This window comes from Rhodococcus sp. HNM0569 (genome assembly GCF_012726205.1).
Lineage (GTDB): Bacteria > Actinomycetota > Actinomycetes > Mycobacteriales > Mycobacteriaceae > Rhodococcus_F.
In genome coordinates this window covers 277,362-294,750 of sequence record NZ_JAASAE010000004.1, presented here as the reverse complement: position 1 = coordinate 294,750, position 17,389 = coordinate 277,362, and the positions used below count along the sequence as shown (strand labels likewise).

19 protein-coding genes are annotated in these 17,389 nt (G+C 69.6%); 9 read left to right on the top strand and 10 right to left on the bottom strand.

Annotated elements, in window-relative coordinates; translation table 11 throughout:
- Positions 1-82 precede the first annotated feature (82 nt).
- Positions 83-1,015 (top strand): type I pantothenate kinase, encoded by a 933-nt coding sequence (coaA, locus tag HCA44_RS08360; protein WP_169648063.1) that lies wholly within the window; start codon positions 83-85, stop codon positions 1,013-1,015.
- Here the strand turns inward: coaA and HCA44_RS08355 are convergent.
- Positions 987-2,162: a serine hydrolase domain-containing protein gene (locus HCA44_RS08355; protein ID WP_169648062.1), complete on the bottom strand. Its 1,176-nt coding sequence runs from the start codon at positions 2,160-2,162 to the stop codon at positions 987-989. The genes coaA and HCA44_RS08355 overlap by 29 nt on opposite strands.
- Entirely contained in the window at positions 2,159-3,523 is a 1,365-nt protein-coding gene (locus tag HCA44_RS08350; RefSeq protein ID WP_169648061.1) for an NAD(P)-binding domain-containing protein, read from the bottom strand. The genes HCA44_RS08355 and HCA44_RS08350 overlap by 4 nt, the downstream gene beginning before the upstream one ends.
- Before the next feature lie 111 nt (positions 3,524-3,634).
- Here HCA44_RS08350 and HCA44_RS08345 point away from each other — a divergent pair, with 111 nt between their 5' ends.
- On the top strand, positions 3,635-4,240 hold the full coding sequence (locus tag HCA44_RS08345) for a TetR/AcrR family transcriptional regulator (protein WP_169648060.1): 606 nt from the start codon (positions 3,635-3,637) through the stop codon (positions 4,238-4,240).
- A gap of 81 nt (positions 4,241-4,321) precedes the next feature.
- Entirely contained in the window at positions 4,322-4,744 is a 423-nt protein-coding gene (locus HCA44_RS08340) for a hypothetical protein (protein ID WP_169648059.1), read from the top strand.
- Positions 4,745-4,766: 22 nt separating this feature from the next.
- Here the strand turns inward: HCA44_RS08340 and HCA44_RS08335 are convergent, their stop codons facing one another.
- Positions 4,767-5,567 carry an isoprenyl transferase gene (locus tag HCA44_RS08335; RefSeq protein ID WP_169648058.1) on the bottom strand — a complete coding sequence of 267 codons (801 nt, stop codon included), beginning with the start codon at positions 5,565-5,567 and terminating at the stop codon, positions 4,767-4,769.
- Positions 5,568-5,747: 180 nt separating this feature from the next.
- Here HCA44_RS08335 and HCA44_RS08330 point away from each other — a divergent pair, with 180 nt between their 5' ends.
- A complete protein-coding gene (locus HCA44_RS08330) occupies positions 5,748-6,419 on the top strand; it encodes a hemolysin III family protein (protein WP_169648057.1) in 672 nt (223 codons plus the stop codon).
- On the opposite strand, the gene HCA44_RS08325 is transcribed toward HCA44_RS08330, so the two are convergent.
- Positions 6,416-6,673: a helix-turn-helix transcriptional regulator gene (locus HCA44_RS08325; protein WP_169648056.1), complete on the bottom strand. Its 258-nt coding sequence runs from the start codon at positions 6,671-6,673 to the stop codon at positions 6,416-6,418. The genes HCA44_RS08330 and HCA44_RS08325 overlap by 4 nt on opposite strands.
- 63 nt (positions 6,674-6,736) lie before the next feature.
- On the opposite strand from HCA44_RS08325, the gene map reads away from it, so the two are divergent.
- Positions 6,737-7,504: a type I methionyl aminopeptidase gene (gene map / locus HCA44_RS08320; RefSeq protein ID WP_169648055.1), complete on the top strand. Its 768-nt coding sequence runs from the start codon at positions 6,737-6,739 to the stop codon at positions 7,502-7,504.
- A gap of 30 nt (positions 7,505-7,534) precedes the next feature.
- Here map and HCA44_RS08315 read toward each other — a convergent pair whose 3' ends face one another.
- The 4 genes from HCA44_RS08315 to mca form a co-directional block, all read right to left on the bottom strand.
- Positions 7,535-9,532 carry a thioredoxin domain-containing protein gene (locus HCA44_RS08315; RefSeq protein ID WP_169648054.1) on the bottom strand — a complete coding sequence of 666 codons (1,998 nt, stop codon included), beginning with the start codon at positions 9,530-9,532 and terminating at the stop codon, positions 7,535-7,537.
- Positions 9,533-9,639: 107 nt separating this feature from the next.
- Positions 9,640-10,239 carry a class I SAM-dependent methyltransferase gene (locus HCA44_RS08310; protein ID WP_240945369.1) on the bottom strand — a complete coding sequence of 200 codons (600 nt, stop codon included), beginning with the start codon at positions 10,237-10,239 and terminating at the stop codon, positions 9,640-9,642.
- 411 nt (positions 10,240-10,650) lie between these two features.
- Positions 10,651-10,983 carry a hypothetical protein gene (locus tag HCA44_RS08305; RefSeq protein WP_346764643.1) on the bottom strand — a complete coding sequence of 111 codons (333 nt, stop codon included), beginning with the start codon at positions 10,981-10,983 and terminating at the stop codon, positions 10,651-10,653.
- A gap of 12 nt (positions 10,984-10,995) precedes the next feature.
- Positions 10,996-11,868 carry a mycothiol conjugate amidase Mca gene (gene mca, locus HCA44_RS08300; protein WP_169648052.1) on the bottom strand — a complete coding sequence of 291 codons (873 nt, stop codon included), beginning with the start codon at positions 11,866-11,868 and terminating at the stop codon, positions 10,996-10,998.
- Positions 11,869-12,128: 260 nt separating this feature from the next.
- Between mca and HCA44_RS08295 the strand changes: the two genes are divergently transcribed.
- Both HCA44_RS08295 and greA read left to right on the top strand, forming a co-directional pair.
- Positions 12,129-12,548, top strand: coding sequence for a DUF4307 domain-containing protein (locus tag HCA44_RS08295; RefSeq protein WP_169648051.1), 420 nt, complete (start codon positions 12,129-12,131; stop codon positions 12,546-12,548).
- 229 nt (positions 12,549-12,777) lie between these two features.
- The gene (gene greA, locus HCA44_RS08290; RefSeq protein WP_169648050.1) at positions 12,778-13,272 is read left to right on the top strand and encodes a transcription elongation factor GreA; all 495 of its coding nucleotides are present in this window, start codon (positions 12,778-12,780) and stop codon (positions 13,270-13,272) included.
- A gap of 100 nt (positions 13,273-13,372) precedes the next feature.
- Here the strand turns inward: greA and HCA44_RS08285 are convergent, their stop codons facing one another.
- Positions 13,373-14,731: a bifunctional lytic transglycosylase/C40 family peptidase gene (locus tag HCA44_RS08285; protein WP_169648049.1), complete on the bottom strand. Its 1,359-nt coding sequence runs from the start codon at positions 14,729-14,731 to the stop codon at positions 13,373-13,375.
- Positions 14,732-14,939: 208 nt separating this feature from the next.
- Between HCA44_RS08285 and HCA44_RS08280 the strand changes: the two genes are divergently transcribed.
- Entirely contained in the window at positions 14,940-15,170 is a 231-nt protein-coding gene (locus HCA44_RS08280; protein ID WP_169648048.1) for a hypothetical protein, read from the top strand.
- A gap of 8 nt (positions 15,171-15,178) precedes the next feature.
- A complete protein-coding gene (locus tag HCA44_RS08275) occupies positions 15,179-15,958 on the top strand; it encodes an FAD:protein FMN transferase (RefSeq protein WP_169648047.1) in 780 nt (259 codons plus the stop codon).
- A 52-nt stretch (positions 15,959-16,010) separates the two neighbouring features.
- Here the strand turns inward: HCA44_RS08275 and HCA44_RS08270 are convergent, their stop codons facing one another.
- Positions 16,011-17,381: an FAD-linked oxidase C-terminal domain-containing protein gene (locus HCA44_RS08270; RefSeq protein WP_169648118.1), complete on the bottom strand. Its 1,371-nt coding sequence runs from the start codon at positions 17,379-17,381 to the stop codon at positions 16,011-16,013.
- Positions 17,382-17,389: the final 8 nt, after the last annotated feature.

Genomic DNA, 17,389 nt, shown 5'->3' with positions numbered 1-17,389 from the left:
CACCAAGCACAATCTTGGGCATGCACACACCCGTGACGCGTCCTGCCACCGGTGCCCACACCGACGAGGGTGAGCTGCGCTGATGTCCCGTACGAGTGAGCCGAGCCCGTACATCGAGTTCGACCGCAAGCAGTGGCGCACACTGCGCAAGTCCACGCCGCTCGTGCTCACCGAGGAAGAGCTCAAGGGTCTGCGGGGCCTGGGCGAGCAGATCGACCTCGAAGAGGTCGCGGAGGTGTACCTGCCGCTCGCACGTCTGATCCACCTGCAGGTCGCGGCACGGCAGCGGCTGTTCGCGGCCACCGCGACCTTCCTCGGGGAGAAGCATCCCGACCGGCAGGTGCCGTTCGTGATCGGTGTCGCCGGATCGGTCGCGGTGGGCAAGTCCACCACCGCGCGTGTGCTGCAGGCGCTCCTCGCCCGCTGGGAGCATCACCCCCGCGTCGATCTCGTGACGACCGACGGCTTCCTCTACCCGACGCGCGAGCTCGAGCGGCGCGGGCTGATGCACCGCAAAGGTTTTCCCGAGAGCTACGACCGCCGCAAGTTGCTGCGGTTCGTCACCGAGGTCAAGTCCGGTGCGCGCGAGGTGGCGGCACCGGTCTACTCGCACGTGTCGTACGACATCGTGCCCGGCCAGTACCACCTCATCCGCCAGCCGGACATCCTGATCATCGAGGGCCTCAACGTGCTGCAGACCGGCCCGCGTCTCATGGTGTCCGATCTGTTCGACTTCTCGATCTACGTCGACGCCCGCATCGAGGACATCGAGTCGTGGTACGTCAAACGCTTTCTCGCACTGCGCAAGACGTCGTTCTCCGACCCGCAGGCCCACTTCCACCACTATGCGGGCCTGTCCGACCGCGACGCGACCGTCGCGGCCGTCGAGATCTGGAACAACATCAACCGGCCCAATCTCGTCGAGAACATCCTCCCGACGCGTCCTCGCGCAACACTGGTGTTGCGCAAGGACGCCGATCATTCGATCAATCGGCTGCGCCTACGGAAGCTGTGACCCGGTCGCCCAGCGAGTCGTACACCGCCGACACGTAGCCGTCGGTGCGCGGTGAGCCGAGCAGTTCGGGCTCCATGCGGTTCATGACGTACGCGAAGGTGAGCCTGCGGTCGGCGTCGTTGACGACGATCGATCCGCCGTAGCCCGTCCACCAGCACGCCCGCTGTTGCGGGATGCTCGGGTGGAGGCGGCCGCCGCCGAGCGCGAAACCGGGACCGAACCGCACCGGGGCGCCGAGCACCGCATCGACGCCGTCGGAGTGCGGCTCGAACACGCGCTCGACGGTCTCGGCCGACAGCACCCGTACACCGCCCAGGCCCATACCTGCGTGCGAGACCGGAGTGTTGACCGCCGCGACCGAGCGGGCATTTCCGTGCCCGCCCGCCGCACCGATCCCCGCGGCGCGCCACTGCCGCGACGACGTGACAGGGATCGGCACGAGCGGATTGGTCATGGTCTTGACGAATACGCTCTCGGGATCGAGTGCGCCGTAATCGAAGCCCGTGGGCGGCGGCGCCACGAGCGGCGCGATCCGGTCGTCCTCGTCGGGGCCGACACCGAGATGGAAGTCCGCCCCCAGCGAATGCGCGATCTCGTCAGCGAACCAGGCACCGAGCGCACGCCCGTCGACGCGGCGCACGAGCGCGTCCACGAGATGCCCGTAGTTCAGCGCGTGGTAGCCCGAGGCCGTGCCCGGCTCCCACCACGGTTCCTGCGCCGCGAGCAGCGCCGACGACGCGGGCACGTCGCACACGTCGTCGACACTCACGCGCTCACGCCACCCGGCGACGCCGGACGTGTGCGACAGCACATGCCGCACGAGCACGCCCTGCTTGCCCGCCGCACCGAACTCGGGCCAGTAGCGCGCGACGGGCGCATCGAGGTCCAGCAGCCCGCGGTCGACGAGCGCGAGCGCGGCCATCGCGGTCGCCGTCTTGCTGAGCGAGTACACGTTGACGAGAGTGTCGCGCTGCCAAGACCTTCCGGCGCCGTCCTGCATCCCGCCCCACAGGTCGACCACGACCTCGCCGTCGTGCACGACACAGACCGAGGCCCCGAGGTCGGTGCCGTCCGCGAGGTTGCGTTCGAGGAGGTCGGCCACCGGCGCGAACCGCGGCGCGTACGTGCCGCCGAGCGCCGTGCTCACCGCGCGCCTACCGTCACGCGCGCACTGTCGCCCGCCGCCGCACCGGCACGCTTGCCACCCTCGTCGAGTTCGCGTTTCAGGTCGCGTACGTACCGCGCGAAGTCGACCTGGATGGTGTGCCGCGGCGCGTCGTAGTACTGCGCGAGGCTCGCGGCGTCGTCGCTGCGGATGGCCTCCTCCATGTCGCCGCGACCGGGCAACCGGTAGGTGCCCGCGAGCAGACCCGCGACCAGCTTGCTCTGCTGCTCCGCGAGGTTGACGATCGTGGGCGACGCCTGCGCGAGGCCCATGAAGAACAAGTCCTCCACACCGGGTTTGACGATGCGCTTGAAGAGCGGGAATCGATGATCCGAATCCGGTTGCAGCGCAGGATCGTCGAAGAAGGGGAAGCTCATATTGTAGCCGGTGGCACAGACGACCACGTCGGCCTCGATCTCGCGCCCGTCGGCGAGGCGCACACGATCGCCGTCGAGCGACTCGATGGCCGGCACGCACGTGAGATCGCCGGATGCGGACTTCGCGAGGAAGTCGATGCTGACGGACGGGTGCGCGCTCAGCGGTTCGTGGTCGGGCGTGGGCAGCCCGTAGTCCTCCATGCGGCCGATCGACTTCTTGATCTTGCGGCGCGCGATCGCGAGTCCGAGCTTGCGAGGCATCCACGGCGGCATCATCATCTTGTCCGCCGGCTTCCCCTCGCGGTACTTCGACAGCACCCACACGCCGCGGCGAGCCGACACCCACACGTGGTCGGCGATCGACCGGTGCGACAACTCGGACGCGATGTCGAGGCCTGAATTCCCCATGCCCACCACCACGATCCGCTTGCCGCGCATGTCGATCGGATCGAACGGGCTCCGGTAGTCGTGGCTGTGCATCAGGACCCCGTCGAACCGGCCGGGATACTCCGGCAGGCGCGGATCCCAATGGTGACCGTTCGCCACCACGAGCGCCTCGTACTCGCGTGTCTCGCCGGTGTCGAGGGTGACACTCCACCCGCCGCCGTCCCGCCGCCGCGCGGCCGTGACCGTCGTGCCGAAGGTGATGTGCTCGCGAAGCCCGAAGTGCTCGACATAGTCGCGGAAGTACTGGTGCATGAGCGAGTGGTGCGGGAAGTGCGGCCAGTCGTCGGGCACCGGGAAGTCCTCGAACTGCAACCGCGTGGAGGACGTGTCGATGTGCAGGCTCTCGTAGCACGCCGACCTGCCGGTGGGATTCTTGTAGTACCAGTTGCCGCCCACGTCGTCCGACGCCTCGAAGCAGTCGAACGTGATGCCGTGGTCGAGAAGCCTTTTGGCCGTCGTGAAGCCCGAGCACCCCGCGCCGATGATGCACACGCGGGCGCCGCCGACGGAACTCGTCATGGTTGACCTCCGAACGCCGTATTTGTGATGTGGTTCATAGAACGTGTTCACTGACGCCATGTCAAGTAAATGGCGACGAGCCGGCTCGTACGATCCCCGTGGGAGGTGGGCATGACACGCGCACAGCAGAAGGCCGCGACGCGAGCCGGACTCGTCGCCGCGGCACGCGACCTCTTCGCCGAGCACGGATATGCGCCCGTTCGGATCGAGGACATCGCGCGGCGGGCCGGGTGCAGTCGGGCCGCCTTCTACCTGCACTTCCCCGACAAGATGACGGTGCTGCGCGCCGTGAGCGCCGACTCGATGCACCCGCGGGCCGCCGAGTTGTACGCAGACCTGGACCGTGTGCTCACCACCGAGTCGAAGGCCGAGTTCACCGCGTGGATCGAGGCCGCTGTCGACTGGTTCGACCGCCATCGCACCCTCCTGCCCGCCTGGGACCAGGCCGTCGCCCTCGAGCCGGGTTTCACGCCCGTCGCGCGGCAGGCGATCGCCGATCTCTCCGACGCGATGCCCGGCTACCTCGCGAACTGGGGACCCGAGCGCGAAGCCGAGGCGCGGCTGCGGATCGAACTGCTCGTCGCGCAGCTCGAACGGTTCTTCGCACGATGGGCCGAGCAGGGCACGATCGACACCCCCCGCGAACTCGCCGTGCACGTGCTCGCCGACATCTGGTATTCCGCCCTCGTCCCGTCGCGTTCACAACCGCCCGCGTGACGCGGGCGACATCCGGGATTACGCCGCCACCGCCGAGCGTTCGACCTGTCGCACTCGTTCGCGGTCTCGAGGGGATGCCGAATGGTCGATATCCAGGCACTCGACGCCATCATCGCGCAGCTGTCCGCCCGACCGAAGCGGTGGAATCAGAAGGGATGGTGGTCCGGGTCTTCCGGGTGTATCGCGGGTTGGGCGGTGCACAACTCGACGAGCTTCTACATCGACGACATGCTCATGCCCAGGCGCGCCGACGACGACTCGCGGACGCACTGGGAACGCGCCGGCAGAGAGATACTCGGCCTGAGCCTTGCGCAGGCGGACGCGTTGTTCGGCTTCGACAACACCTGGCCGGACGTCCTCTACGTACGCGACCGACTGGCGGAAGGCGCGTGGACCGACAGCGACTACGAGTCCTTCTACGACGCCACACCCGCCCGGAAGGCAGCGATGCGCCGATCCACGGCCACCCGAGCGGGGCTTTCGCGCCCAGCGGCGGCAGGATGACGACCGAGGCGACCTGTGGTCGTCAGGTACCGAAACGGCGGTGCCGTGCCGCGTAGTCACGCAGCGCCCGCAGGAAGTCGACGCGACGGAACTCGGGCCAGTACGCCTCGGTGAACCAGATCTCCGAATAGGCGCTCTGCCACAACAGGAAACCCGACAGCCGCTGTTCCCCCGACGTGCGGATCACGAGATCGGGGTCGGGCTGCCCCGACGTGTACAGATGGTCGTCGATCGCATCGACGGTGACCGAGTCGACGAGTGCGTCGCCCCCGACGCCCGCCTCGATCCGCTGCCGCAGCAGCGATTGCACCGCATCGGCGATCTCCTGCCGCCCGCCGTACCCGACTGCGACGTTGACGTGTGTGCCCGTGCGGCCCTGGGTGCGCTCGGCGGCCTCACGCAGTCGGCGCGCATGCTCGGGCGGAAGCAGATCGGGCGCACCGACGATCTTGACGCTCCAGTTGGTGTCAGGACCCGAGATCTCCTCGACGACGTCGGTGATGATCTCGAGGAGAGTCGTGAGCTCTTCCGGATCGCGTCGCAGGTTCTCGGTGGACAGCAGGTAGATGGTGGCGGTCTCGACACCTGCGGCATCGCACCAGCCGAGCATCTCGGCGATCTTGAGTGCGCCCATGCGATGCCCATGGCTGACGTCGGTGAAACCGTTCTCGCGCGCCCAGCGCCGGTTGCCGTCGCACATGACCGCGATGTGCCGCGGGGCCTGCCGACCACGGAGACTGCGCAGCAAGCGCTGCTCGTACAGCCGATACAGCAATGAGCGCGGGGTCGGAATCCCGCGCTCCTCCCGCGTGCGCTCACTCACCGGACGATCACCATGGGTGCCCACAATACGCCGCCGCCGACGCCCGCCGAACCGCCGTCACCTCCCGGCGGCGAGGTCGCGCATGCCGCGCTACCGAGGGGTAGGGTGAGCACCGATCGACAACCTACGGTTCCGTAGGTTCACCCCGTCGCACTCCCTCGAGAGGACCCGCAGCGCCCCATGACCGCACTCGGACTGGACGAGATTCCCGTCAAACCGCGCCTGCGCGGCTGGATCCACGCGTGGGCGTTCGCGGTATCGGTCGTGTCCGGCGCAACCCTCGTGACCTGCGCCGCGACGCTGACCTCCACGGCCGCCGCCGTCGCGACGGGCGTCTATGCCCTCACCGTGTGCGGCGTGTTCGGCGTGAGCGCCACCTATCATCGCGTGCCGTGGCGCAGCGCGCGGGCACGCATGTGGATGAAGCGCGCCGACCACTCGATGATCTTCGTGTTCATCGCGGGCAGTTACACACCGTTCGGCGTGCTGGCACTGCCCGCGTCGACCGGTCGCACCCTGCTCGCGGTGGTCTGGACGGGCGCGATCGCGGGCGTAGCGCTGAAGATGTTGTGGCCCACCGCTCCTCGCTGGCTGGGTGTGCCGCTGTATCTACTCCTCGGGTGGGCGATCGTGCCGGTCGCACCCGAACTCGTCCGCGAGACCGGGTTCGCACCGATGATCCTGCTTCTGATCGGCGGCATCCTCTACAGCGTCGGCGGCGTGCTGTACGCGCTGCGCTGGCCCGACCCGTGGCCCGCCACCTTCGGCCATCACGAATTCTTCCATGCCGCCACCGCCGTGGCCGCACTGTGTCACTACGCCGCGGTGTGGCTGGTGGTGCTGGCGGTCTAGCCGGCGAGGGGCACCGCGCCGCACGTCTCGGCCGCGGCCCGCACGTCGACGTCCAGCGCGACACACAGTGCGACCACGGTCGCGAACGCGGGCGTGGGCAGCCGGCCCGTCTCGATCTTGCGCAGCGTTTCCGGCGAGATCGCGGCGCAGGCGGCGACATCGTCGAGGGTGCGTGTGCCGCGCGCGGCACGCAGCATCGCGCCGAGCCTGCGGCCTGCCTCGATCTGCTGCGGAGTGAGGGGTGGACGGACCATGCACCCACGCTAGCATCGTCGGTATTGGAATACCGGTCGGGAATCGGTATTAGAATACCGTTCATGATCGAACTCAAGTCGCCCGCCGAGATCGGGCGCATGCGCGTCACCGGCGCGTTCGTCGCCGAGGTCCTTGCCGACCTCGCGCAGCGCGCCGCCGTCGGCGTCAACCTCCTCGACCTCGAACAGCGCGCCCGCACGATGATCCGCGAGCGCGACGCGACCTCGTGCTACTGGGACTACTCGCCGTCCTTCGGGCGCGGCCCCTTCCGCAATGTGATCTGCCTGTCAGTCAACGATGCGGTGCTGCACGGACTTCCGCACGATTACGTCCTCGCGGACGGCGACGTACTGAGCATGGACCTCGCGGTGTCGATCGACGGCTGGGTCGCCGATTCGGCGCGCACCGTCGTCGTCGGCACGCCACGTCCAGAGGACGTACGCCTGGTCGACGCGACGCGCGATGCGCTCGACGCCGGCATCGCTGCCGCGGCTCCCGGCGCCCGCCTGGGCGACGTATCCGCCACGATCGGCGACGTCCTGCACGCGCGCGGCTACCGCATCAACACCGACTTCGGCGGCCACGGACTCGGCCGCACGATGCACGAAGACCCGCACATCGCCAACGACGGACGACCCGGGCGCGGACTCACCCTGCGGCCGGGCCTGACCATCGCGCTCGAACCGTGGTGTGCGACAGGCACCGACGACATCGTGTACGACCCCGACGGATGGACCATCCGCTCGGCCGACGGCTCACGTACCGCGCACTCCGAACACACCATCGCGGTCACCGAGGACGGCCCGGTGATCCTCACCGCACTGCGCTGATCAGGCCCGCGCGCGAGCGCCGCAGAATGTTCAGCGCGCGAGCGCCGCGGCGAGTTCGGCACTGTCGGTGACCGGCCGCTCGCACACGAAGCCGCGGCACACGTACGCGGCGGCCTGCCCGTCGACGAGTGGGCGGTCGACGAGCAGCGGCGCCGAATCGGGTACGCCGCCGACCACGACGGTCCCCCCGGGCGCGTCGCGGCGCGCGGCATCGAGCAAAGCCGTCGCCCCGTCCGTCGCGACCGCGACCTGCAACGGCCCGCGCACCGCCGCCTCGGCCACCGCGAGCCAGTTGCCTGCCGACCGCGGCACCCGTTCGAGCAACAGCGCGGCCCGCGCGAGCGACGCGTCGGCGGCGATGCGGTACCGCTCGGACAGATCGGGGGTCGCGAGCGCGGCGGCAGTGAGCAGCGCGTCGGCGATCGTCGACGCGCCGGACGGGGTCGCGCCGTCCACCGGATCGCGCGGGCGCGACACGAGCACTTCGGCGTCGTCGGCCGTGTCGAACCAGGCACCGGGCGCTTCGGCGTCGGCGAAGTGCTCGAGCGCCGCTTCGAGCAGCGCGCACGCCGTCTGGAGCCACCGGCCCTCACCCGTCGCCTGGTACAGCGCGAGCAGCCCGGCGGCGAGTGCCGCGTAGTCCTCGAGCACGCCTGCGGACTCCCCCACCTCGCCGCCGAGCGAGGCGCGGCGCACCCGGCCGTCGACGACATGCAGGTCCACCACCGCTTCCGCCGCGGCGCGTGCCGCGTCGACCCACTCCGGTTCGCCCAGCCCCGCACCGGCTTCCGCGAGTGCGCCGATCGCGAGGCCGTTCCACGCGGTGACGACCTTGTCGTCTCGCGCGGGTTGCGGACGGGTGAGCCGGTACGCGAACAGCGCCTCACGCACCCGCGCCCACCGCGCGGGGTCGTCGGGGGTCTCGAGCAGTTGCGCGACCGACGTGCCCGCCTCGAAGGTGCCGGACGCGCCGACCCCGAGCAGACCCGCGGCCCACACGCCGTCGTCGAAACCGAGGACGTCGACGAGTTCTTCGGGAGTCCACACGTAGGTGAGCCCTTCGACGCCTTCCGTGTCGGCGTCGAGGGAGGACGCGAAGGCGCCGGTCTCGGTGCGCAGATCGCGCAGCAGGAAGTCCACGATGCCGGCCGCGACCCGCGTGTACTCGGGCGACGACGTGCGCCGCGCGAGATGCGCGTAGACGCGCAGCAGTTGCGCGTTGTCGTACAGCATCTTCTCGAAGTGCGGCACGATCCACTCGGCGTCCACGGAGTACCGCGCGAACCCACCCGCAAGCTGATCGTGGATGCCGCCCCGCGCCATGGCCGACGCGGTCCGTTCGACCGCGTCGTGCACGTCACTCGAGCCCGTGCGCTCGGTGTGTCGTATCAGTCCCTCGAGCAGAGCGGACGGTGGAAACTTGGGTGCGCCGCCGAATCCGCCGTGTGCGGTGTCCTCGTCCTGCAGCACCGACGCGACCGCCGCATCCAGCGCATCGGCGGTGGGAGCACCACCCGCGGGGACCGCACCCGCACTGCGCGTGAGTTCGGTGACCACCGCGTCGCCCGCACGCGTGACGTCCTCGCGGCGGGTGCGCCACGTGTCCACGATCGCGTCGAGCACCTGGGTGAACGACGGCATGCCGCCGTGCGCGATGCGCGGGTAGTACGTGCCGCAGTAGAACGGGGCGCCGTCGGGCGTGAGGAAGCATGTCATGGGCCAGCCGCCCTGACCGGTCATCGCGACGGTCGCGGTCATGTAGATCGCGTCGAGATCGGGGCGTTCTTCGCGGTCGACCTTGACGCAGACGAAGTTGGCGTTCATGAGTTCTGCGGTCGCATCGTCCTCGAAGGACTCGTGCGCCATGACGTGACACCAGTGGCACGCGGCGTAGCCGACCGACAACAGGATGGGTACGTCGCGTTCCCGCGCGGACGCGAGGGCGTCGGGCCCCCATTCCTGCCAGTGGACCGGATTGTCGGCATGCTGGAGCAGGTACGGCGACCGCGAATCTGCCAGTCGATTCATCCGTCCATCGTGACATGCGGGGGCGGGGCGGCGGGTGGTCCACTCGAGGTCGCGGGCAACGCAGCCGTTCCGCCGCGGCGGTGCCGCGGCGGAACGGCCGGACCACGTCAGCTCTTCATGAGAGCGAACACTCCCCACCCGAGGTACTCACGCGTCGAACGCGCGTACCGGGCAGGCTCCTCCGTGAGTTCCTCGCGTACCCGACTCGCCAACTCGTCGTCGGGGTTGCCGTCGAGCCAGCGCCTCATCGTGAGCCACTGCGCCGCGGCATAGCGATCCCAGCTGTCCTGGTCGGCGAGCACCATTTCGACGACGTCGTAGCCGAGGCCCTGGAACTGCTCGATCAGCGCGGACAGGCTCAGGAAGTCGGCGATCGCGCCTGCCTGACACTCCCGCGCTGTGTGCTCGTCGGTAGGAGTGCGCCGCCAGTAGGGCTCGCCGATCAGCATCAGCCCTCCCGGGCGGAGGCTGCGGTCGAGCAACTCGATCGTTCCGGCCACACCCTCGCCGATCCATGTCGCGCCGAGGCACGCCGCCACGTCGACAGGCCTGTCCGCGACGTAGCCGACCGCGTCGGCGTGGACGAAATCGACCGACTCGGATACTCCGAGATCGACGGCGCGCGCACGTGCGTGCGCGGTGAAGACGGAGCTGATGTCGACGCCCGTGCCCGTGATCGCGTGATCGCGCGCCCACGTGCACAGCATCTCGCCCGAGCCACTGGCAAGGTCGAGGAGGGTCGTTCCGGGGGGTGAGCCCGAGTGCCTCGCCCAGAGCGGAAAGTTTGGCGGGTGTGAGGGGATTGTGTATCCGGTGTCCGCTCTCGCGGACTGTGTAGATGCGAGGGAGATCGGTGATGTGTCGATCGGACAAGGTGGAGTCCTTCGTGTGGGGCTCCGCGGCGCGTAGCTGCCGCAACTACTCCCCGCGGGGAGGAGGGCAGGCGACGATCAACGCGGGGCCCGGGAGGTAAGGATGGGTCGGGCGCCGCACATGGCGGCGATCTGCGCGACCGTCATCTACTCACCGTCCTCCACTCTCCACCGGCCGGATGCATACGCGAACCGGACAGCCGTAACCGATACGGTTCATCAGGCTAGCACTGCGGCACGGCCTCGTTAACTGTCACGTGTGGGTGGCTGATCGGCGCCGCTGCCCGATCCGCCTGCAGCCCGTTCGTCGCGCGATGACGTGTCCGTGGGAGGCAGGTCCTGCAGCGCGCCGCGGTCGGTGCCCTCGTCGGCGGCCTGATCGGCCTCGGGCCGATCCTGGTCGAACGTGTCCGGGAGCCGCTTGAGCTTCTTGTTCATCGACCGCACGAGCAACACGACGCCGACGAGCAGCAGCAGAATCAGCACGAGACCGACCGGCGAGGCCTTGCCGAATTCCGGGCCCGTGGGCGTGCCGGAGTCGTTGGGGAACTGGGCCAGCACCGCCGACACACTGGACACGATCACTCGAGATCACTCACTCTTCTCGACACCTGCGAACAGGTCGTCTTCGGGGATGGACGTCGTCACGCGGGTCTTCGCGAGCTCGAATTCCTCGGTGGGCCACACCTTCTGCTGGATGTCGAGCGGGACGGCGAAGAACGACCCGTTCGGGTCGATCTGCGTTGCGTGCGCACGCAACGCGTCGTCGCGCTGTGCGAAGTAGTCGCCGCACGTGATCTGGGTGGTCACGCGCGCCATCAGGTCACCCTGCTCGGTCTTCCACTTCGCGAGCCAGTCCGCCATCGGGAACTCGACGCCGCGGCGCTCGTACTCCTCCTGGAACTGCACGAGACGGCGACGGATGAACCCGTGGTTGTAGTAGATCTTCTGCACTTCCCACGGCTCGCCCGCGTCCGGGAACCGCTCGGGATCGCCCGCGGCCTCGAACGCCGCCATCGACACCTCGTGGCAGCGGATGTGGTCGGGATGCGGGTAGCCACCGTTCTCGTCGTAGGTCGTGATGACGTGCGGCCGGAACGCGCGGATGGACCGCACCAGCGCCTCGGTCGCGATCTCCAAGGGGACGAGCGCGAAGCTGCCTTCGGGCAGCGGCGGCAGCGGGTCGCCCTCGGGCAGACCGGAGTCGACGAACCCGAGCCACTCGTGTTCGACGCCGAGGATGCGCGCGGCTTCGGCCATCTCTTCGATGCGTAGTTCCGACATCCGCTCGCGGTTGCCGGGCAGGTCCATCGCGGGGTTGAGGATGTCGCCACGTTCGCCGCCGGTGAGCGTGACCACGCGCACGCGGTCGCCCTCGTGCGCGTAGCGGGCCATCGTGGCGGCACCCTTGCTCGACTCGTCGTCCGGGTGGGCATGGACGGCCATGAGGCGGTATCCGCTCACGTTGTGCTTCACCTCAGCTTCGCTGTCTGTCGCCGGGCCCGGCTTCTCGCCGGCTCCCCCGCGTCTCACTGGCTCCATTGTGCCTTGCCGCCCGGCCGTGCCCGCAGGTCGCCCCACATGTGGATCCCGCGCGCAGCCCGCGTCGATCGGCGGCTCGTGCTCGTCCTCTATAGTTCCACCCGAGAGAACCGCTTGCAGCCGTGCCCCGCCCCCTGCGCTGCGAGTCGCGCACCGATCGGAGCGGTACGAGAGCGACGAAGATGACCAGCACGCTTCCCCCGGGCCGGTACGCCGCGACGACGCGACGGCCACGGCGCACCTGGGTCTGGCTCGTCACCGCGGCGGCCGTCGTCGCAGGCATCGTCGTCGCGTTCATCGCGTACCAGCGGTTCTCGGTGTCCGATCTCGACGCCGAGGTCAAGTCCTACGAGATCATCGACGACTCACGCATCGACGTCGCGTTCACCGTCACGCGCGACGACCCCTCTCGCGACGTCGTCTGCATCGCGCGCGCCCGCTCGCGGGACGGCTCGGAAACCGGTCGCCGCGAGGTGCTCGTCCCGGGCGGGCCCGACTCGACCGTGCTGATCACGGCACAGGTGTTCACTTCCCTCCCGCCGGGCATGGGCGACCTGTACGGATGCAGCTTCGACGTGCCGGACTACCTCACCACGCCGTGACCTGACCGGCCGCCGGAGAATACGCCTCGATCGTTGTCGAACGCGGGGTCGGCGGCACCCGTCGTGCTAAAATGGGTTGATACACGGTTCCGGGCTGGAGCCGTGTATTGCTGCATTTGCGGCCCAGGATGCGTGCGGCCCGCATGTGCGTCCCGGATCGCGACACACGTGTGTCCGCAGCGTCCTGACGAGGGAACCACGAGGTTCCAGTTACGAGGGAGTGATCGAGATGACCGAGACCCAGGTGACCTGGCTGACTCAGGAGTCGCACGACAGGCTCAAGAGCGAACTCGACCAGCTCATCGCCAACCGTCCTGTCATCGCGGCCGAGATCAACGAGCGCCGGGAGGAAGGCGACCTCAAGGAGAACGGCGGCTATCACGCGGCGCGTGAAGAGCAGGGCCAACAGGAGGCGCGCATCCGCCAGCTCCAGGAGCTGCTCAACAACGCCAAGGTCGGCGAGGCCCCCACGCAGTCGGGCGTCGCCCTGCCCGGGTCGGTCGTCAAGGTGTACTACGACGGCGACGAGAGCGACACCGAAACCTTCCTGATCGCCACCCGCGAAGAGGGCCTGCGCGCGGGCGAGCTCGAGGTGTACTCGCCCAGCTCGCCGCTCGGCGGCGCGCTCATCGATGCGAAGGTGGGCGAGACGCGCAAGTACACGCTCCCCAACGGCAACACGATGCAGGTCACGCTGGTCAGTGCCGAGCCGTACCAGGGCTGAGTCTCGGCACCGGACATCCGCTTGTCCGGTCACCGGAAAGGGCCGCGATCCGATCGGATCGCGGCCCTTTCCTTATGTATGCAGCCCCGGTGGACACGGGTCAGAACAACCGGCGCGCCTTCATGCCTTCGAAGATCGGGCCGATGCGTACGACGTCACCCGTGGTGGGTGCGTGCAGCATCTGGCCGTTGCCGACGTAGATCGCGACGTGGCCGGGCCCCCCGCCGCCCCAGTTGCCGAACAGCAGGTCTCCGGGCTTCATCTGGTCGAGCGGCACCTCGACGCCCACCTTCCACTGCTGTTCCGACGTGCGCGGCAGCGAGATGCCGCTGGCCGCGTGCACGGCGTACGACGTGAGACCCGAGCAGTCGAAGCCACCCATCGTGGGACCGTTGATGCCGCCGCCGCCCCACACGTAGGGCAAGCCGATGAAGCGCATCGCGGCGTCGACGACCTTGCTGTCGGCGAAGCCGCTCGTGCCGTAGAAGAACGGCGAAAGCATGCGGGAGAACGACTCGGTGAGCGAACGCACGCGGGTGACGAACGGCTGCGTGTCCTGTTGGCGGCTGTCGCCGCGACCCGTCGGCACGCCGCCCGCGAGCCGGACGAGCTCGGGGGTGACCCCATAGGCCGCGAGCGTGAGGTCGAGCGAGTCGCCTCGCACGGCACCCTCGCGCTTCCACTGCTCGACCTGCTGATAGGTGTCGCACAGGACGTTCCCGCTCGCCATGACCGAGTCGGCGACACCGAGGATGTCGGCTTTGCCGTCGCCGTCGGCGTCCTTGCCGTACTTCGACCACGTGGCGGGCAGGAACTGCCCCGGCCCGCGCGCACCGACGAGCGACGTGGGCGCCGCCGCGCCGTAGCGGAAACCACTGGTGACCGAGTACAGGGACGCGATCGTCTCGGGCGTGATCTCCGAACAGATCGACCCGGCCTTGCGTAGCCACGGCGCGAATACCGCGACCGCACCGATCGGCGCGAGCGACACCCCCGGGAAGGTGGCCGCGACGGGCGGTACCAGGTTGCCGAGCCCGCCCAGTATCGGGGCGCCGGGCAGCGCGCCCGACACCGATCCCGCACCCGCTGCGGCGGTGCTCGTGCCTGCAGCCGCGGGCGGCGGTTGGTCGAGGACCGGTTCGGGCTCGAACGGCACGCCGTCGAGCCCCGGTTTCGGAGCATCCGGCACCCCGGCCTCCGGCGGCACCCACGGCGCGACGCCCTCCTGCACGGCGTCGCCCGCGCGACCGAGCATCGATTCGGCCTGCTGGCGAGTGCCTTCGGGTAGCCCCGCGAGTGCGCCGTCGACCTGCGACTGCACCTCCGGTGCCGCGTTCTGTACGGAATCGACGGCCTTCGCGGCCTCGTCCTTGATCTGTTGCGGTACGTCAGCCCCCTGAAGGATGGCCCCCGCTGCGGTGGTGATCGCCACGATGATCGCCGCTGCATCCACTGACATCCAACTGTCCCTCCTGCCCGGAAATCGCCGACCGGGTGGGACCACCGTACGACTCTGCGCCGAGAATTGGGAGAGGAATCTCACTTTGCGGTCTCGTGTCCCGTTCGGTCACCGACACCGCCCCCGGCGCGCCGGGTGACGCGCCGATTCCCAGACTCCTCACAGGTTCGCGCATCGTTCTCACAGAATCGGCAGGCACAGTGGAGACATGCAGGACGAGACCAGACGCGGATTCCGAAGACCCGTGCGGCGCACGGTTGCAGCACTCGGGCTCGCGGGCGTCGTCGTGGCGGGCGGCGCCGGAACCGCGACCGCGGCCACCGGCTATGTCACGACACGCACGCCCCAGGTCAGCGCCGACCAGAAGGACGGTGCCCCCCAGACGCTGCGCGTGGTCGCCGGAAGCGGCATGCCCGACGCCACGTCGTCGGGTTGGTGAACGCTGCCATGTTGAACGCTCCCGCCCGCGCGGCGACCGAGTGGACGTCGTGGGGCCGCCACGTGCGGGTCGTCGTCACCGACGCCGACCGCGTGGACGCGGCCGCCGACATGGTGCGCGGCGCGCTCGCCGCCGTGGACGCGACCGCGAACCCCGATCTGCCCGACGCCGAGGTGCACACCTTGCGCGCCGGGGCGACGACGCCCGTCACGCCGCTGCTCGCGCGACTCGTCTCCGACGCCGTGCAGGCAGCGGAACTCACCAACGGCGCGGTGAGCCCCAACGGTGCCCACTGGGACGGGATCCGGGTGCACGACGCCGGCAGCAACGGCCCGACCGTCGCCCTGCCTCCCGGCGCCGAGTTCACACTGGACGCCACAGCACTCGCGAGTGCCGCCGACCACTCCGCCCGGACGACCGCGGACATGCTCGGGTGCGGCGTCCTCGTCAGCGTCGGCGGCGACATCGCGACGGCAGGCACCGAACCCGAAGGCGGCTGGCAGGTACGCGTACAGGACCTCCCGGGCGACCCGACCTGCCAGATCGCGATCCCGCCCGGGAGCGCCGTCGCGACCACGAGCACCGTGCGGCCACTGCACCCCGACAACGCGGCACAGTGGCGCACCGTGTCGGTGGCCGCGCAGTCGTGCACCCGCGCGCACGCCGTCGCGACCGCTGCGATCGGGCGCCAGGGCAGCGCAATCGACTGGCTGTCGTCGCACGGCACACCTGCCCGGCTCGTCGACCAGGAGATGCGCGTCATCACGCTCGGCGGATGGCCCGTCTGAAGGTCGCGCGGCCCCGCCCGGCGCGCGCGCCTTCGCTGCTCGACGACCTTGCTCAGTAACCCCGGCCGGGGTTGAGGATGCCTGCAGGGTCGAACGCGCGCTTGACCCCGCGCATCAGTTCACGCTCGGTCTCGCCCACCTGCGCGGCGAGCCATGGCTGCTTGAGCACACCGATGCCGTGCTCGCCGCTGATCGACCCGCCGAGGTCCAGGCACGCGGAGACCATGTCGGCGAAAGCCGCATTCGCACGCGTGACCGTGTCCGGATCGGCGGCGTCGAACACGATCGTCGGATGCATGTTGCCGTCGGCAGCATGGCCGAACGTGCCGATCGTCAGGTCGTAGCGGGCCGCGACACCCTCGATGCGGGCGAGCATGTCCGGCAGCCGCGGCACCGGAACCGCGAGATCGTCGAGAAGCGTGCTGCCACACCGCTCGAGCGCGGTGAGGGCGACATAGCGCGCGTGCATGAACGCCTCGCCCTCGGCGTCGTCGCTCGTGTCGTACACCTCGGTGGCACCGTGCTCGCTGCACGCGTCCGCGCACACGCGCACGTCGTCCGCCGCACCGCGGCCGTCGCACTGCACGAGCAGCATCGCGGCAGCCGTGACGTCGAGGCCCATGTGCGTCATGTCGTCGACGGCGGCGATCGTGGTGCGGTCCATGAACTCGACGACCCGCGGCTCGGCGCGTGCGCGGATCGCGAGAACTGCCGCGACCGCCGAGGCCGTGTCCGGGAAGGTCGCCACCATCGTGGCCGTGTCCGTGGTGGCCGCACGCAGCCGCATCGTGGCCTCCACGATGACCGCGAGCGTGCCCTCCGACCCCACCAGCAACTGGGTGAGATCGAGGCCCGCGACGTTCTTGCGCGTGGCCGCCCCGGTCCGGACGACGCGGCCGTCGGCGAGGACCGCGGTGAGCTGCGCGACGTGATCGCGCGTGACACCGTACTTGGCGCAACAACTTCCGCCCGCATTGGTGGCGAGATTGCCACCGATCGACGAGATCGCACGACTGCCCGGGTCGGGCACGTACCACAAGCCGACCTGCGCGGCCGCCGCCGCGAGATCGGCGTTGATCACGCCGGGCTCGACGGTCGCGGTGCGCGCGTCGGTGTCGATGCGGACGATGCGGTTCATCTTCTCGACGCTGAGCACGATGCATCCGTCGAGGGCGTTCGCCGCGCCGGCCAGGCCCGTGCCCGCACCCCGTGTGACGACGGGAACGCCGTGCTGCGACGCGATGCGGAGTGTCGCGGCCACGTCGTCGGCGTCGCGGGCCCGCACGAGCGCACACGGAGCACCCGCGGGGGTGAGGACCGACTGGTCGCGGCGGTACGCGAGCATCGCGTCCGGATCGGTGGTGATCGCCGGACCGAGTTCGCGGACCAACTGGTCGACCGCGGCGTCGTCGAGGGTGGACATGCCGGTGC

Coding starts and splice junctions, on each gene's coding strand:
- HCA44_RS08280 (WP_169648048.1), top strand. CDS start 14,940: ATGCAGGACGAGACCAGACGCGGATTCCGAAGACCCGTGCGGCGCACG.
- HCA44_RS08285 (WP_169648049.1), bottom strand. CDS start 14,731: ATGTCAGTGGATGCAGCGGCGATCATCGTGGCGATCACCACCGCAGCG.
- map (WP_169648055.1), top strand. CDS start 6,737: ATGATCGAACTCAAGTCGCCCGCCGAGATCGGGCGCATGCGCGTCACC.
- coaA (WP_169648063.1), top strand. CDS start 83: ATGTCCCGTACGAGTGAGCCGAGCCCGTACATCGAGTTCGACCGCAAG.
- HCA44_RS08340 (WP_169648059.1), top strand. CDS start 4,322: ATGGTCGATATCCAGGCACTCGACGCCATCATCGCGCAGCTGTCCGCC.
- HCA44_RS08315 (WP_169648054.1), bottom strand. CDS start 9,532: ATGAATCGACTGGCAGATTCGCGGTCGCCGTACCTGCTCCAGCATGCC.
- HCA44_RS08270 (WP_169648118.1), bottom strand. CDS start 17,381: ATGTCCACCCTCGACGACGCCGCGGTCGACCAGTTGGTCCGCGAACTC.
- greA (WP_169648050.1), top strand. CDS start 12,778: ATGACCGAGACCCAGGTGACCTGGCTGACTCAGGAGTCGCACGACAGG.
- HCA44_RS08310 (WP_240945369.1), bottom strand. CDS start 10,239: ATGCTGTGCACGTGGGCGCGCGATCACGCGATCACGGGCACGGGCGTC.
- HCA44_RS08330 (WP_169648057.1), top strand. CDS start 5,748: ATGACCGCACTCGGACTGGACGAGATTCCCGTCAAACCGCGCCTGCGC.
- HCA44_RS08295 (WP_169648051.1), top strand. CDS start 12,129: ATGACCAGCACGCTTCCCCCGGGCCGGTACGCCGCGACGACGCGACGG.
- HCA44_RS08350 (WP_169648061.1), bottom strand. CDS start 3,523: ATGACGAGTTCCGTCGGCGGCGCCCGCGTGTGCATCATCGGCGCGGGG.
- HCA44_RS08345 (WP_169648060.1), top strand. CDS start 3,635: ATGACACGCGCACAGCAGAAGGCCGCGACGCGAGCCGGACTCGTCGCC.
- HCA44_RS08325 (WP_169648056.1), bottom strand. CDS start 6,673: ATGGTCCGTCCACCCCTCACTCCGCAGCAGATCGAGGCAGGCCGCAGG.
- HCA44_RS08275 (WP_169648047.1), top strand. CDS start 15,179: ATGTTGAACGCTCCCGCCCGCGCGGCGACCGAGTGGACGTCGTGGGGC.